The sequence below is a fragment of the Cohaesibacter celericrescens genome (assembly GCF_002866925.1).
GTDB lineage: Bacteria > Pseudomonadota > Alphaproteobacteria > Rhizobiales > Cohaesibacteraceae > Cohaesibacter > Cohaesibacter celericrescens.
This window is the reverse complement of sequence record NZ_PKUQ01000001.1, coordinates 592,342-608,870: the sequence shown is the minus strand read 5'-3', so window position 1 is coordinate 608,870 and position 16,529 is coordinate 592,342. Positions and strand designations below refer to the sequence as shown.

Sequence of the window (16,529 nt, the reverse complement as noted above, 5' to 3'; positions counted from 1 at the left end):
ATCATTGTAACCGTTTTCGTGCTGGCGACCCTACACCTGACTCCTATCCGCCATGGGATATGAAGGCTGGGCGGATGAGTTTCATGGCACAAGCCGTTAGCCCTCGTCTCGAATATTCAGCCAATAGCGCGTATGACGTAGTTCGCCAGTTCGTTTGAGTGCGCCTTTCTCGACAAGATCCTTCAGGTCACGCGTTGCCGTTGCTCGCGTGGTATCCGTAATGGTGATGTAGTTGTCGGCGCTCAAACCACCTTTAAAACCAGAAGGACCTTCTCGAAACATGCGTTCAATTGCTCTTTCCTGTCGTGGATTGAGCACACCGCGCAGGCGGTCATAAAGACGGGTTTTAGCAATGAGAAATTCGATCAATTTTTGAGACACCGCCTGCGCGTCCAAAATAGTTTCTGCAAAATAGGTCAGCCAGTCAGTGACAACCAACTCTTTATTGTTGAGCTCTAGGTGGCGGTAGTATTCCTTGCGCTTGTGTTGAATTGTCTGGGAGAGAGCAAGTAAGCTGGGCTGACCAAGGCTTTGTGACAGTGCTTTTTCTGCGATGGCACGTCCGATACGACCATTCCCGTCTTCAAAAGGGTGAATGCAGACAAAATACAGGTGCGCTAGGCCGCAGCGTGTCAATGCTGGCAGAGCGCTGCTTTCGTTAAACCATGCCATGAAGCGTTCCATTTCTGCAGCCATAGTTGAAGAGGGTGGCGCTTCAAAATAGATTTTTGGTTCATGCAGAGAGCTGGAGACAACTTTCATTGGTTCTTCATGGGTGCGGTATCGTCCGATGTCGCGCAGATCCTGTCGCCCCATAGTCAGCATTTTGTGCCAATCATGCAAAATGTCATGAGAAAGTGAAGCATCAAAATTTCGGTATAGATCGACCATCATGTCGGCAATACCCTGCTCGGCAGGACTGGCTTTGCTATGAGTGGGATTAAGACCAAAATTGCGACGGATGGATGATTGAACGGAATCTCGATTGAGAATTTCACCTTCGATTTCGGATGTTTTCATCGCTTCCGTTGAAATCAAATTGATTGTGAGGTGCTGTTTTTGCTCATCATCAATGTGTTTGAGTGTACCAAGCAATATCCCAGACTGATACAAAAATCGGGATTCAAGCTCTTTAAGAGCTTGCTTGTTCCAGCTAAATTGGGGCCAGTCGGTTTTTTGCCAGTTCCAAGTCATGAGTTATAGGACACCTTTCTATAACTCACATTACTATGTTTTGTGAGTTATAGAAGCGAATTCTATAACTCATCCGAAACCTCATCTTACGATATGCGATAAACGTAAGTGTCACCAGCAATGCTGGTTTCGACATGGTCATGAGCTAGGTCACGGGCGATGGCATCATAATCGATGTAGTTTGCAAGGTGCTCTGATGTTGTGGACGGCTCCATCCGGCGGCATCACAATGTGCCATATTGATGCTGTTAGAGAGCAACGTTGGAAAGGAGCCATCCACATGCATATTGAAACACTTGGAATTGATTTAGCAAAGTCTGTTTTTCAACTTCACGGCGTTGACTGCGTTGGCAAGATCGTCTTGCAAAAGAAACTTCGACGCGGCGCGGTTCTCAACTTCCTATCGAAGCTGGAGCCCTGCCTAGTTGGTATGGAAGCTTGTGCAAGCAGTCACTTCTGGGCGCGCGAGATCACAGCGCTTGGCCATGAGGTGCAGTTGATCTCACCAGCTTACGTAAAGCCTTATGTCAAACGCCATAAGAATGATGCGGCTGACGCAGAAGCAATCTGCGAGGCGGTCACTCGCCCCAGTATGCACTTTGTGTCGATCAAGAGTGTCGAACAGCAGAGTGTTCTGGTCCTGCATCGCTCGCGTGATCTTTTGGTCCGCCAGCGCACAATGATTATGAATGCAATCCGCGCCCATATTGCCGAGTTTGGTGTCATTACTGCACAATGCCCGTTGGGGGATTGCGAACAGTAAGGCAGGAAATGATATGTATGCAAACCTAGTGACACCGTCTGTGTTGGTTGATCTTGATGTGGCCGAGGCTAATATCGTCCGCTATCAAAGCTATTGTGATGGTCATAATCTGACGTTGCGACCCCATATCAAAACCCATAAATTGCCTTTGCTGGCCAAAGCGCAGCTTGACGCGGGGGCGGTGGGGATCACCTGTCAGAAAATTTCCGAGGCCGAAGCCATGATTTCGCAGGGCGGCATCGAGGATGTTTTTATCACCTATAACATTATGGGTGACGACAAGCTCAATTGTCTCAGGTCACTGTCGCAAAAGGTCCGCCTCAGCGTTGTTGCCGATAGCGAGATGGTGATTAATGGTTTGGCTGAAGCTTTTGCTGATGCTCAAACGCCTCTTGCTGTTTTGGTGGAATGCGACACTGGTGCGAGGCGCTGTGGGGTGCAACAACCAGAGCAAGCGATGGCGTTAGCAGTTCGGATTGACGCAGCTTCGGGTTTGAAATTTGGTGGCCTGATGACCTATCCTCCAGCCGGGGCTACAGATGCTGTGCAGAGTTGGTTAAGCCGCGCCAAGGCGTTGATCGAAGCGGGCGGCATCGCCGTGCCCGTGGTGTCGGGCGGTGGCTCCCCCGACATGTGGAATGCCCATTTGGTTCCGGTTGTCACAGAATATCGGGTTGGCACCTATATCTATAATGACCGGTCTCTGGTGGCGCGCGGGACATGCAGTCTGGATGACTGCGCGCTGTCAGTGTTGGCGACGATTGTTTCCATGCCGACAGTCAATCGTGCCATCATCGACGCTGGTTCCAAGGTGTTGACTTCGGATTTGCTTGGCTTTGAAGATTTTGGTGCGGTGTTGGGGCATCCGGATATTCGCATTGATCAGTTGTCCGAGGAACACGGTCGAATGGTCAGCGAACAACCGCTTGATTTGAGGGTAGGGGATCGAGTGCGGATCGTGCCCAACCACGCCTGCGTGGTGTCCAATATGCTCGATCATGTGCAATTGATCCGCGGTTCTCAGCTTGTTGCCCAAAGCCCTGTCTTGGCACGAGGTAAGGTCTGGTAATCCAATTTGTAAATCTTAAACAAACAACGGAGAAATCCATGTCTATTAAACGTCTCGGTGTAGAACGCACTGGCGCTGGCGGCCAAAATCTGCCTTTCTCTCCAGCCGTCCGTGCTGGCGCTTGCTGATTGCACGCTGGATGATGTGGTCAAGGCCAACTGCTGGCTTGACGACACCCGTGACTTCTGGACTTTCAACCGCATTTATGCGGAATACTTTCCCAATGGCGCGTCAGCGCGTTCCACTGTGCGGTCCCAGTTGATGGTTGATGCGAAGGTCGAAGTCGACGTTATTGCCTATAAGCCCGAGTGATTGGGTATTCTAGAGAGGCCTTCAAACGGAGGCCTTTTCTATTGCTATATTGGTTGAGGTTTGCTGTGCCTATACGGATTGATGGCACGGTCAGAGCAGACTGGCTTGAGGTCGGGCATTGGCGGAATAACTGGGCTTAAAGCAGCATTGTCACGTTGAAGAAACAAAGTCGCGCGGAATTTGTATACGAGAACAATACAGGCCGCCGCTGTCTCCGTGCGCCACACAAGCATTGCTTCATCGCGAAATTGGCGCAATGTATTTCGGGAGATCAAGTGGCGCTGGACGTTGAAGATACTATAAATGGAAACGTGAACTGCGGGAAAACGTTGGGCTGATCCGGGTGATTTGAACTGCTGCATGAGTCGTTCTCGGCCTAGAAATGGTAGGTGAGAACTCTCTGCCCGATTATTCTTTCTGCCTCCAGCGTCATGGAGGTAATGTCAGAGTAAATTGCTTGAGACGGGCAGTGCGGTGACTTATCTTTGTATGATGACAAAACACTCCCCTTTTCGCTATTTCAAAACCAGCCCAGAGATCATTCGCCTTGCGGTGATGCTTTATGTTCAATTTCCACTTTCCCTCCGCAATGAGCCGCTTCAGGCGCATGCGAGCATTGCAGAAATTCGCTTCCATCCACGCATCAGTTTACAACCATTTCAATCAGGAGAGAGGCCTCTACAGCAGACTAAATTTCAAGCTGAACCGTAGCGCTGCTCTCGCAGAGTGGCGGGGTCTTTGTGCGGCATAACAGTCGAAGATACTGGCCCTCTTTGGTCAAGTACAAGTTTGTCTGACACCACCAAATAGATTGTTGCAATTAGGTGGGGTCCATTTACGTCCACACATGACAGCGCCATCTGGAGCAAGAGGACAAAAGACTGGATGAAATGCTGCGGTTGCGAAGTGTGTTGGGAACGGCGCAACAATTGTTTGCAATCGCATTACACCTAAGCATAATAAGCATATGAGCGACACGCTATCCATTCTTGTGATTGATGACAATAAAATCCGGGCCTCTATCATTGAACAGGGGCTTCGTGAGGCTGGTCATGGCCGTGTGATCGTAATTGATCAGATGGATGGATTGGTGCGTCAAATCACTGACATTGAGCCCGACGTTATTGTGATCGATTTGGAAAATCCCAAGCGTGATCAGTTAGAACATATCTTTCAGGTCAGCCGCGCTGTTCAGCGCCCCATCGCCATGTTTGTTGATACGTCAGAGCCCGAAACAATCGAGGCGGCGGTTGATGCTGGCGTTTCGGCTTATGTTGTGGATGGTCTCAAAAAGGATCGGGTCAAACCGATAATGGATATGGCCATAAGCCGGTTCCGCGCATTTTCCCGATTAAACAAGGAGCTGGCGGCGGCGCGTAACGAGCTAGCTGAACGCAAAACTATTGACCGTGCCAAAGGCATCCTGATGCGATCCAAAAGAATTTCCGAACAAGAGGCCTATGACTTGTTGCGCAAAACAGCGATGAACCAGAGTCGGAAAATCAATGATGTCGCTCAAAGCCTTATCATCGCAAGTGGAATGTTGGGGGATTAGGGTTTGCTTCAGATGGACGAGACCCGTGAAAATCAAAATGAGGGATACTTCTGATGACATCAAAGAACCATCAGGTCGTTGCGGGGTTCATTCCTCTTCTTGACAGCGCCGTTCTGGTCGCTGCGGCACATTGCGGTTTTGCGCAAGTTGAAGGTATTGATCTCAAGCTCGTGCGCGAGACCTCGTGGGCCAACATCAGGGACCGTATGTATGTCGGTCACTTTGATGTTGCTCATATGCTGGCACCGATGCCCATTGCCTCAAGTCTCAGTTTAATGTCACTTTCCGTGCCTATGCGTGCGCCTATGGTTTTGGGACTTGGTGGCAATGCAATCACCGTAACGAATGCCGTGGCTGCTGAATTGATAGACGCGGCATGGAATGGGAGTATCGATCCGTCGTCTTCAGGAAACGCACTAAATCTAGTTGTTAGGAACCGCGCGAAGAGTAAAATGGCACCCCTACGTTTTGGAGTGGTCCACCCTTTCTCCGGCCATGCCTATGAATTGCGATATTGGTTGGCTGCTGCTGGCATTAGCCCTGAACACGATGTTGAAATACGAGTTTTGCCTCCCTCTTTCATGGCAGATGCATTGGGGACGGGCCAGATTGACGGCTATTGTGTTGGTGAACCCTGGAACACTGCGGCGGTATTGGCGGGCACTGGGCGCATCGTAACCTGCAAACAGGCTATTTGGCCCGATAGCCCCGAGAAAGTCTTGGGGGTTACGGAGCGTTGGGCTCTGAGCGATCCGGATCGGCTGGATGCACTCATTCGTTCATTGGCAAAAGCTGCCGACTGGTGTGCCCAAACGGACAACTTGAAAGAATTGGCCACTATTCTATCACATTACGATATTTTGAATTGTCCTCCTGCGCAATGCCTTCCTGCTTTAAGCAACAATATGCAACTAACTTCGGGCGAAAATACGAAAATCCCCGGCTTTCTATCATTTGGTGGTGGAGTTTGTGCTGCGCCTCAGATGTCTCAGGGATATTGGTTCTATTCACAAATGGTGCGTTGGGGGCAGGCGTCATTCTCTGATGCCGATCTGGAGACTGTTGCCAAGGTCTTTGACTACGCGCTGATCTCGCGCGCTCTCAACCTCAAGCCAGAGCAACTTGAAGCGGCAGCATGTGCCCCATTGTTGTTTTTTGACGAAAAGTCATTCTCTGTCGATGCAGTTGCTGAATATGTTACAAATTCCCCAAATTAGAGTTGATCAATTATTGATCAAATTGGTTTTTGTGTCTAAAAAAACAGCATTTATACCTACTGCATATTGGTGCTTGATTCTTACTAATCTCCCAAAATTCTTATAATATATTGAATTTAAACAATTAATTTTTAATTTTTAAACTGGCACACAGTCTGCATAGATAAGATCAGAGCCAAAGCTGGTTCCATAAAAATTTGTGTCCATTGCTGGGCACTACGGCAAAGCCGCCGTTTGATTTGCACTTCCTCCTCCCGGTGCATGTCAAACTGCGGCTTTTTTTGTATTTTCCGCCCTAGAGGCGCATTGGATGAGTGAAGGATCTGAACGTGACGAAACACAACGTAACCGTGGATAGTGCATCAAAGACTTGGACCAAGAACTTTGTTGTGGGTGCCTTGATGACATTCAGTGCTTTGGTGCCAACACCTCATGCTTTTGCCGAGATACTGGACGTTGAAAAAGACGAATTGAAGTTTGGTTTCATCAAGTTGACAGATATGGCACCACTCGCCATTGCATACGAGATGGGCTTTTTTGAAGATGAAGGCTTGTTTGTTACGCTTGAACCGCAAGCCAACTGGAAAGTTCTTTTGGATCGTGTGATCACCGGAGAGCTGGACGGCGCGCACATGCTGGCCGGTCAACCACTCGCTGCCACTATTGGGTTTGGCACCAAGGCACATATCGTAACGCCATTCTCCATGGATTTGAACGGCAACGGTATCACCGTCTCTAACGAAATTTGGGCGATGATGAAAAACTATGTGCCAATGGAAAACGGCAAGCCTGTACATCCTATCAAGGCAGACGCGCTGAAGCCGGTGGTCGACAAGTTCAAGGATGAAGGCAAACCTTTTAACATGGGCATGGTTTTCCCTGTATCGACACACAATTATGAGCTGCGTTACTGGTTGGCCTCCGGTGGCATTCATCCCGGATTCTATTCCAAGGATGATGTTTCCGGTCAGATCAATGCTGACGCTTTATTGAGCGTAACGCCTCCACCACAAATGCCGTCCACCATGGAAGCCGGGACCATCAATGGTTATTGCGTCGGTGAACCATGGAACCAGCAGGCTGTCTTTAAAGGTATTGGCGTTCCGGTGATTACCGACTATGAAATCTGGAAAAACAACCCAGAAAAGGTATTCGGCCTCACTAAAGAATTCACCGTTGAATATCCCAACACGACGTTGGCTCTGACAAAGGCTTTGATCCGTGCCGCACAGTGGCTGGATGAAAATGACAATGCCAATCGCGAAGAAGCCGTGGAAATTCTGGCGCGCTCCGAATATGTAGGTGCGGATGCTGAAGTCATCGCAAACTCCATGACCGGTACGTTTGAATATGAAAAGGGTGATAAGCGCGATGTACCAGACTTCAACGTCTTCTTCCGCTATTTTGCTACCTATCCCTATTATTCTGATGCCGTTTGGTATCTGACACAGATGCGCCGTTGGGGTCAGATTTCCGATCAGAAAGACGACGCATGGTACGCGGAAACAGCCAAGTCGGTTTATCTGCCAGACGTTTATCTCAAAGCAGCAAAATTGTTGGTTGAAGATGGTATCGTAGCTGAAGCTGACTTTCCGTGGGACAGCAATGGTTACCGTGAACCAACCAACGCTTTCATCGATGGCGTCACCTATGACGGCACCCAGCCAAACGCTTATATCGATGCCCAGACCATTGGTCTGAAAACCGGTCAGATGGTTGAAAACGGCACTGTGAAATAGTCTTTCTCCAAGAAAAACTTGGGAAGGGTGGCTTCCCCCTCTCTACCGCCCTTCTTCTTCTTCTGATCATACAGGATCAACCAGACTGTCCTTCCCCCGAAAACCATGTGGTTTGTGGATCAGGATGGCGCGACACCCAACAGTAGGAGCCCTTCACTGTTGATTGAAATGTGAAGTGGCTTTGGAACAGGACACTAGGACCGTGACAGACGTAACCCAAAATGCAACCTCCGACGGCGCCGGTCGTGAGCGGATCTTTTCAGCAATCAACAAAACAAGTGGATGGATGAATGCTCTGGGGTTTTCCTGGCTTGTTCCGTTGCTTAAAATTGCCGCAGGCGATAACCCACGTGAGCAGCTTGGCGTGCTCAAGCAGACTTTGATCCTGCCGCTAGTTGGCATTGGGTTTTTCGTGATGCTCTGGGCTGGATTTGCGCCTCAGGTTCAAACGTCACTCGGCGCGATCCCGGGGCCAGTTCAGGTTTGGGATCAGACCATCAATCTTTGGGATGACCACACCCGCACCCGCGCAAAAGAAACAGCCTTTTATGAACGCCAAGACGTGCGCAATGCAAAACTGATTGCTGCTGGTAAATCGGACAAGGTCAAGGTACGGGCCTTCACAGGCAAGCCAACCTATATCGATCAGATTTTTACATCGCTGGTGACGGTTGGATTGGGTTTTGTCATTGCGACGATCATTGCGGTGCCGCTAGGTATCGCGTCGGGCCTCTCTCAAAGCTTCAATTCGGCCATCACGCCTCTAATTCAAATTTTCAAGCCTGTCTCGCCTCTGGCATGGTTGCCCATTGTGACCATGATCGTCTCGGCGTTGTATGTTAATTCCTACGATTGGATGCCTAAATCGCTGGTGGTTTCGGCTGTCACTGTAACCTTGTGCTCACTGTGGCCAACGCTGATCAACACCGCTCTTGGTGTTGCGTCTATCGATAAGGATTTGGTCAATGTTTCTAAGGTTCTTCAGCTGCCAACCTCCAAAGTAATCACCAAGCTGGTATTGCCGTCTTCCCTGCCTTTGATCTTCACCGGATTGCGCCTATCGCTTGGTGTTGGCTGGATGGTGTTGATTGCCGCTGAAATGCTGGCTCAGAACCCCGGCCTTGGCAAATTTGTGTGGGATGAATTCCAGAATGGGTCATCGCAGTCTTTGGCCAAAATCATTGTTGCAGTTCTAACCATCGGCCTCATCGGCTTTATGCTGGATCGCCTGATGTATGCTCTGCAGCAAGCCTTCACTTTTTCGTCAAACCGTTAATCGACACAAAGGATAGCACATGTCTATTTTGCAAATATCCGGCCTGTCCAAGGGGTTTGGTGAAGGTAAGAACCGCAATGATGTTCTGGATAATATTTTCCTCGATGTGGAGGAGGGTGAATTCATCGCTATCCTCGGTTTTTCCGGCTCAGGCAAATCCACACTGATTTCTGCCATTGCTGGCCTGGTCGAGCCAGATCAGGGCGGGGTTATTTATCGCGGCAAGGAAATTTCCGGTCCCGGCCCTGAGCGTGGTGTGGTGTTTCAATCATATTCGCTGATGCCATGGCTGTCTGTGCATGGCAACATCAAGCTCGCGGTGGATGCCGTCTTCAATAAGATGCCAGCTACCGAGCGCGAAGAGATCATCAGTCACTATATTGATATGGTGGGTCTAACTCACGCACGAGATCGCAAACCTGCTGAATTGTCCGGTGGTATGCGACAGCGTGTTGCGGTGGCCCGTGCCCTTGCCATGAGGCCCGACATTTTGTTGATGGATGAACCGCTGTCGGCGTTGGATGCTTTGACGCGGGCCAAATTGCAGGATGAATTTGCCGAGATTTCGAGCAAAGAGAAAAAAACGATCATCCTGATCACCAACGATGTTGATGAGGCCATTTTGCTGGCTGACCGTGTCATCCCGTTGACACCGGGGCCAAACGCGACTTTGGGCCCCGAATTTAAGGTTGATCTGGCGCGCCCTCGTGAGCGTGCCGCAATGAACAGCAACGATGATTTTATCAATTTGCGGGCTACGATCACCGACTATCTCATCACGGTTGGTCTGGATCGCGGAGCGGATCTGGAAAGTGACATCCAGATGCCCAATGTTGTGCCGTTGGATCTCAATACAAAAGCCAAGGCAAGTGCCAAGGCTGATACGGACATTGATGTCAAGGATCGTTACGTCGAATTTTCTCAAGTAAAAAAAATCTACCCGACACCAAAAGGGCCCTTGACGGTCGTTGATGGTTTTGACCTGAAGATGAAAAAAGGCGAGTTCATAACGCTGATCGGACACTCCGGCTGCGGGAAATCTACTGTTCTTTCTATGGCAGCCGGGCTCAACCCCATTACTGAAGGCGGCATTATTCTGGATGGCAAGGAAGTCATCGGTGCTGGACCCGAACGTGCGGTGGTCTTTCAGGCTCCGAGCCTAATGCCTTGGTTGAGCGCTTATGAGAATGTCAAGCTGGGGGTTGATCAGGTGTTCTCTAACACCTCCCAAGCCGAGCGTAAGGATATTGTCGAATATTATCTCGCCCGTGTGGGTTTGGGCGATTCCATGCATCGTGCAGCTCTTGATATGTCAAACGGCATGCAGCAAAGGGTTGGCATTGCACGGGCATTTGCATTGTCACCCAAGCTTTTATTGCTTGATGAACCATTTGGCATGCTCGACAGCCTGACGCGTTGGGAATTGCAGGATGTGTTGATGGATGTCTGGAAACAGACCCAAGTGACAGCCATTTGCGTGACCCATGATGTCGATGAAGCGATCTTGCTAGCCGACCGCGTGGTGATGATGTCGAACGGACCGAATGCCAAAATAGGCAACATCATGGATGTGGATTTGCCACGCCCACGCTCGCGCAAAGAGCTGCTGGATCATCCTGAATATTACGCCTTCCGCGAAGAGCTTCTTGACTTCCTTGAAGCCTATGAGGGCGGCGCTGACCCAAGCGCAGAACAGCTCAAGTCCATTCAGCAAAAACGCGCCACGCGCCTTGCGCGCCAGACCAAAAATCAAAGCGATGCGAACGGTGGTCAATCCACTGGGACAGCCGCGTGAATAAGGACCGACCAATGAGTAAAAAACTTGTCATCGTTGGCAATGGCATGGCACCGGGCCGGATGCTTGAATATTTATTTGAAGCAGACCGTGATGCCTATGAGGTGACCATCTTTAATGCCGAACCGCGCGTCAATTATAACCGTTTGATGCTGTCGCCTGTGTTGTCTGGCGAAAAGAGCTATGAAGACATCATCACCCATGGGGATGCTTGGTACGCCGAGCATAATGTCACGCTACATAAAGGTGCCAAGGTTACCAAGATTGATCGCGACGCCAAGACCGTAACATCTGAGGCGGGCATCACCGCTTCTTACGACAAGCTGGTGATCGCAACCGGATCGTCGCCTTTCATTATTCCCATTCCGGGGCATAATTTGAATGGCGTGATGGTTTATCGCGATCTGGATGATGTCGAAGGCATGCTCAACGCGGCTAAAGGCGGCGGACGGGCTATTGTCATCGGTGGCGGTTTGCTGGGCCTTGAAGCGGCTGCTGGCCTGAAAGAACAGGGCATGGATGTCACTGTTTTGCATCTGATGCCGACCTTGATGGAACGGCAAATGGATGAGGCCTCTGGTCATCTGCTCAAGCAGGCCATTCAGGCCCGTGGCATTGATGTTCTGACCGAAGCCAACTCCAAGGCGATCATTGAAAAAGACGGTCGTGTTGGCGGTATTGAGCTGGAAGACGGCACTGTGATTGAAGCGTCAATCGTGGTGATGGCTGTCGGTATTCGTCCAGCCATGGGCCTTGCCAAGGAAATTGGCATCGAATGCAATAGGGGAGTTCTTGTCGACGATCAGATGGTCACCTCTGACCCTGATGTCTATGCTTTGGGTGAGTGCGCCGAGCATAGGGGCCTTTGTTATGGATTGGTTGCGCCTTTGTATGAAATGGGCAAGGTTCTTGCCGATCATCTGCTGCAGGGCAACACGGAATATCACGGTTCGGTCACAGCGACCAAGCTGAAAGTGACGGGTATTGATCTCTATTCTGCAGGTGACTTTGCCGAAGGTGAAGACCGCGAGGAAATTGTCCTGCGCGATGCCACGGCCGGCGTTTACAAGCGTCTCGTTCTAAAAGACGAAAAGATCATCGGTGCAGTGCTGTATGGCGAAACCGCTGATGGACCATGGTTCTTTGACATGCTCAAGAAAGGCACCGATGTTTCCGAAATGCGCGAGACATTGATCTTTGGTCCGGCGTTTCAGGGAGGTGCCCCCCTGGACCCCATGGAGGCCGTTGCAGCGTTGCCAGATGATGCGGAAATCTGCGGCTGTAACGGCATTTGCAAATCAACGATTACTAATTCTATCACAGAACTTGGTCTTACCAGCCTTGATGAAGTTCGCGCCCACACCAAAGCTTCAGCTTCCTGTGGCACCTGTTCCAATCTGGTTGGTAACTTGCTGCAACTGACCCTTGGAGATTCCTACAACCCCGATGCGGTCACGCCGGTTTGTGGCTGCACCGATCATGGGCATGAGGTTGTTCGTCAGGCGATCAAGCAAAAGCGGCTTAAGACCATTCCGGAAGTACTTCAGGCGCTGGAATGGAAAAGCTCGACCGGTTGCGCAAAATGTCGTCCGGCGCTTAACTATTATCTGGTGGCAGAATGGCCCGGTGAGTATGAGGACGATTATCAATCCCGTTTCATCAATGAGCGTGTGCATGCCAACATCCAGAAAGATGGTACCTATAGCGTGGTGCCGCGCATGTGGGGAGGCGTGACCAATGCCGCCGAGTTGCGCGCCATTGCCGATGTGGTCGATAAGTTTGACATTCCTTCTGTCAAAATGACCGGCGGTCAGCGTATTGATTTGCTCGGCATCCAAAAAGAAGATCTTTTGGGGGTTTGGGAAGATCTGGGCAAGGTGGGGTTTGTCTCCGGCCAAGCCTATGCCAAGGGTCTACGCACGGTGAAAACCTGTGTTGGTTCTGACTGGTGCCGCTTTGGTACGCAGGATTCGACCGGTCTTGGCATCAAAATCGAGAAATTCACATGGGGTGCGTGGACACCAGCCAAGCTGAAACTGGCAGTGTCCGGTTGTCCGCGCAACTGTTCTGAAGCGACTTGCAAAGACATCGGAATTATCTGCGTGCAAGCCGGTTATGAAATCCACTTTGGTGGCGCAGCCGGTCTGGACATCAAAGGCACCGAAGTGTTGGGCCTTGTGGAGACCGAAGAAGCTGTCATGGAACATGTGGTGGCGTTGATCCAACTCTACCGCGAAGAAGGCCATTATCTGGAGCGCATCTACAAATGGTGCAAGCGTCGCGGTTTCGACACCATCCGCACGTTGATCATGGAAGATGGAGACTTACGCAAAGCCTTGTATGAGCGCTTTGTCTATAGCCAGAAATTTGCACAAGTGGACCCGTGGTCAGAGCGCGTCTCCGGCAAGGACAAACACGAGTTTAATCCCATGGCCGTTTTGGAACGCGAGGCAGCAGAATAATGAACATTACAGCTGAAATATGGACCAAAATTGGGTCGATAAGCGACATCCCGCAACGCGGTGCCCGCCGGGTGAAATATGGCGCTGTTGTCATCGCGATTTTCCGCACCTTTGATGACCGCATCTTCGCTTTGGAAGATGTCTGCACCAATTGTGATGGCCCGATAAGTCAGGGCATCGTAGGCGACGCCAGTGTCGCTTGCCCGATTTGTAATTGGGAAATTTCACTGGAAACGGGCGAGGCGATGGGTGCTGATGTGGGGCAAGTGGCTACGTATCCCGTGCGACTAGAGGGCGGAATATTGCAGATTTCTTTATCACCCGCAGCCAAAGCAGCTTAGTCCCCTGATGACAAAAGCTCAGACACAATTGCGTTTAACCTTTGGTGTATGAGCTCAAGTTATTCGGCAGTGCAAGCCACAACTGTGCCCAATTCTCGAAAAACCAGGCTAAAGACCCATGCAAAACCGGCCAAAACAAAATGATGAAATTCGGACTACTTGCCCTTACTGCGGGGTTGGCTGTGGGGTTCTTGCGCGCAAAAAAACCGACAATAGCATTGTAGTGAGAGGCGACCCGGAGCATCCCGCCAATTTTGGCCGACTGTGCTCCAAAGGATCTGCACTGGGGGAGACCACTGGTTATGAAGGGCGGCTGTTAACTCCCAGTATTTATGGTGAGAGAACCGATTGGGATACCGCTCTTGATTTGGTTGCCAGCAAATTCAGCGAGGCGATTGCTGAGTATGGACCGGAATCTGTTGCTATTTATGCAGCAGGTCAGATTCTGACCGAAGATTACTACGTTGCCAACAAATGGATGAAGGGCTTTGTGGGAGCGAGCAATATCGACACCAACTCACGGCTTTGTATGGCATCATCCGTAGCAGGTCACCGTCGAGCCTTTGGAACCGATACGGTGCCGGGGATATATGAAGATCTCGAGAAAGCCGACTTAATTACGTTGGTCGGATCCAATTTGGCTTGGTGCCATCCAGTACTTTATCAGCGTATTGCAGCGGCCAAGCAAGCACGACCAGAGATGAAGGTCGTGTTGATCGACCCTCGACGCACGATGACCGCCGATATTTGCGATCTCTATTTACCGATTGAACCCAATGGCGACGTGGCTCTTTTTAATGGGCTGCTTGATCATCTTTCCCTGCATGACGGCTTGAATGCTGACTATATTGAGCAGCACACATCAGGCTTTTCTGATGCATTGACAAGCGCAATCGATGGATCGTCTCCTTCCAAGGTTGCAGAGTTGACGGGGCTGACACAGAGTGAGCTGGCTACGTTTTATGATCTCTTTCTGACAACAGAAAAGGCCGTGACAATTTACAGTCAAGGGGTCAATCAATCTTGCGTTGGTACCGATAAGGTCAATTCCATCATCAATTGCCATTTGGCAACGGGCCGTATTGGCCGTGAGGGCATGGGCCCGTTTTCTGTTACTGGACAGCCAAATGCTATGGGGGGGCGAGAAGTGGGCGGATTGGCCAATTTGCTGGCGTCTCATATGGAGCTGGAACGCGAGGATCACCGCGCCCTAGTAAGTGAATTTTGGAGCGCGCCCAATCTGACCAAGAAGCCGGGTCTAAAGGCTGTGGACTTGTTCAAAGCGGTACGTGAGGGCAACATCAAAGCGCTATGGATCATGTCCACCAATCCAGTTGTTTCCATGCCGGAAGCGGACAAGGTGGCCGAAGCCATTCAAGCCTGTCCCTTTGTGGTCGTCTCTGAAGTGCAGGCAAAAACCGACACGTCGCAATATGGACACGTGCTGTTGCCCGCAGCTGATTGGGGCGAAAAGGACGGCACCGTGACCAACTCCGAACGCCGGATTTCGCGCCAGCGCCCGTTTCGAGAGCCTATGGGTGAATCCAAGCCAGACTGGTGGCACATTTGTGAAGTCGCGCGACGGATGGGGTTTGCTGATGCTTTCCAATATGAAACAACCGCTGAGATTTTTGCTGAATATGCCGCCTTGTCTGCCTATGGCAATGCCGGCGACAGAGACTTTGATATTGGGGCTTTGGCGGGCATTGAAAAGCCTGCTTATGATGCCTTGGAGCCATTCCAATGGCCACGGAAGGTGGGTGCCGAGCCCAGCCAGACGCGCTTCTTTGCCAATGGTGGCTTTTATACCGCTGATCGAAAAGGACGCTTTGTGGCCGTTCACAGCGAGGCACCGAGCGATAGGACTGATGCCCGTCCCATGCTGCTAAATACCGGACGTTTGCGGGACCAATGGCACACCATGACACGCACGGGGAAATCGCCCCGCTTGGCGCAGCATATCGCGGAACCGTTTGTTGAAATCAATCCTAAGGATGCCTTGGTATTGGGCATACGCGAGGCTGAGCTCGTCAGTGTGAGAAGCGATCATGGTGATGTTTTGTTACGCGCCTTGATCACCCATAGAGTAAAGAAGGGGCAAGTGTTTGCGCCGTTTCATTGGAATGAGCAATATGCCAGCAACGCCCGTGTCGATACATTGGTGCGCGCTGTCACGGATCCCTTCTCGGGTCAACCGGCCTCAAAATCGACGGCGGTGTCTGTGCATTTTGCCCGCATGCAACAGTTTGCGTTTGCGATTGTCAGAGAAAAACCAGATCACATCGATGCTGAATATTGGGCACTCGCTCGTGTTCCGGATGGATGGCAGGTCGAGTTGGCATTTGAAACAATGAAGCCCGATTTAGCGCACTTTGCGCATAATTTATTTGGCCTAACGCAAAGTGCAGACTGGCTGGAATATGAGGATGCTAAAAGCGGACAGCATAGGCACGCTTGTTTTCAAAAGGGACAATTGGTGGGCATCCTGTTTGTCGGCACTCGCCCTGTTGCAGCATCACGCAGTTGGGCTGCCGGTTTGCTGAGCACGTGTTTCGATGAGGCAAAAAAACGACATTTAGTGATTGCTGGTCGGGCAGGGCAGGATCAGCCGGATCCAGGCGCTATTGTTTGTTCCTGCTTCTCTGTTGGCTTCAATCAGATTCAAAGCGCCGTTGTTAAGGGGTGTTCCAGCGTTAAGGCGATCGGAGATTGCTTGAATGCTGGCACCAATTGTGGCTCCTGCAAATCGGAAATTCAACAAGCTATTGATCAGACTACGCGTGAGGCAGCTGAGTAGATTTTTAAT

General features: G+C 50.7%; 10 protein-coding genes and 2 pseudogenes. 11 read left to right on the top strand and 1 reads right to left on the bottom strand.

Going from position 1 to position 16,529, the window contains the following annotated elements:
- Positions 1 to 96: 96 nt before the first annotated feature.
- On the bottom strand, positions 97 to 1,194 hold the full coding sequence (locus C0081_RS02940) for a Fic family protein (RefSeq protein ID WP_101532274.1): 1,098 nt from the start codon (positions 1,192 to 1,194) through the stop codon (positions 97 to 99).
- A 280-nt stretch (positions 1,195 to 1,474) separates the two neighbouring features.
- On the opposite strand from C0081_RS02940, the pseudogene C0081_RS02935 reads away from it, so the two are divergent.
- From C0081_RS02935 to C0081_RS02875, 11 genes and pseudogenes are all read left to right on the top strand, one after another.
- Positions 1,475 to 1,930: pseudogene (locus C0081_RS02935) on the top strand (IS110 family RNA-guided transposase); the annotation flags it as partial.
- 40 nt (positions 1,931 to 1,970) lie between these two features.
- Positions 1,971 to 3,026, top strand: coding sequence for a D-TA family PLP-dependent enzyme (locus C0081_RS02930; RefSeq protein WP_101532272.1), 1,056 nt, complete (start codon positions 1,971 to 1,973; stop codon positions 3,024 to 3,026).
- Positions 3,027 to 3,137: 111 nt separating this feature from the next.
- Positions 3,138 to 3,338: pseudogene (locus tag C0081_RS02925) on the top strand (RidA family protein); the annotation flags it as partial.
- 967 nt (positions 3,339 to 4,305) lie between these two features.
- Complete coding sequence (locus C0081_RS02910) at positions 4,306 to 4,893, top strand: ANTAR domain-containing response regulator (protein ID WP_101532271.1); 588 nt, start codon at positions 4,306 to 4,308, stop codon at positions 4,891 to 4,893.
- Positions 4,894 to 4,946: 53 nt separating this feature from the next.
- Complete coding sequence (locus tag C0081_RS02905; RefSeq protein ID WP_101532270.1) at positions 4,947 to 6,110, top strand: CmpA/NrtA family ABC transporter substrate-binding protein; 1,164 nt, start codon at positions 4,947 to 4,949, stop codon at positions 6,108 to 6,110.
- 401 nt (positions 6,111 to 6,511) lie between these two features.
- A complete protein-coding gene (locus tag C0081_RS02900; protein WP_101532365.1) occupies positions 6,512 to 7,849 on the top strand; it encodes a CmpA/NrtA family ABC transporter substrate-binding protein in 1,338 nt (445 codons plus the stop codon).
- A gap of 202 nt (positions 7,850 to 8,051) precedes the next feature.
- Positions 8,052 to 9,125: an ABC transporter permease gene (locus C0081_RS02895; protein WP_245417834.1), complete on the top strand. Its 1,074-nt coding sequence runs from the start codon at positions 8,052 to 8,054 to the stop codon at positions 9,123 to 9,125.
- A 19-nt stretch (positions 9,126 to 9,144) separates the two neighbouring features.
- On the top strand, positions 9,145 to 10,920 hold the full coding sequence (locus C0081_RS02890; RefSeq protein WP_101532269.1) for an ABC transporter ATP-binding protein: 1,776 nt from the start codon (positions 9,145 to 9,147) through the stop codon (positions 10,918 to 10,920).
- A gap of 14 nt (positions 10,921 to 10,934) precedes the next feature.
- Positions 10,935 to 13,382 (top strand): nitrite reductase large subunit NirB, encoded by a 2,448-nt coding sequence (gene nirB / locus C0081_RS02885; protein ID WP_101532268.1) that lies wholly within the window; start codon positions 10,935 to 10,937, stop codon positions 13,380 to 13,382.
- Positions 13,382 to 13,723, top strand: coding sequence for a nitrite reductase small subunit NirD (gene nirD / locus C0081_RS02880; protein ID WP_101532267.1), 342 nt, complete (start codon positions 13,382 to 13,384; stop codon positions 13,721 to 13,723). Before nirB ends, nirD begins: the two co-directional genes overlap by 1 nt.
- Before the next feature lie 118 nt (positions 13,724 to 13,841).
- Positions 13,842 to 16,520: a nitrate reductase gene (locus C0081_RS02875; RefSeq protein ID WP_101532266.1), complete on the top strand. Its 2,679-nt coding sequence runs from the start codon at positions 13,842 to 13,844 to the stop codon at positions 16,518 to 16,520.
- Positions 16,521 to 16,529: the final 9 nt, after the last annotated feature.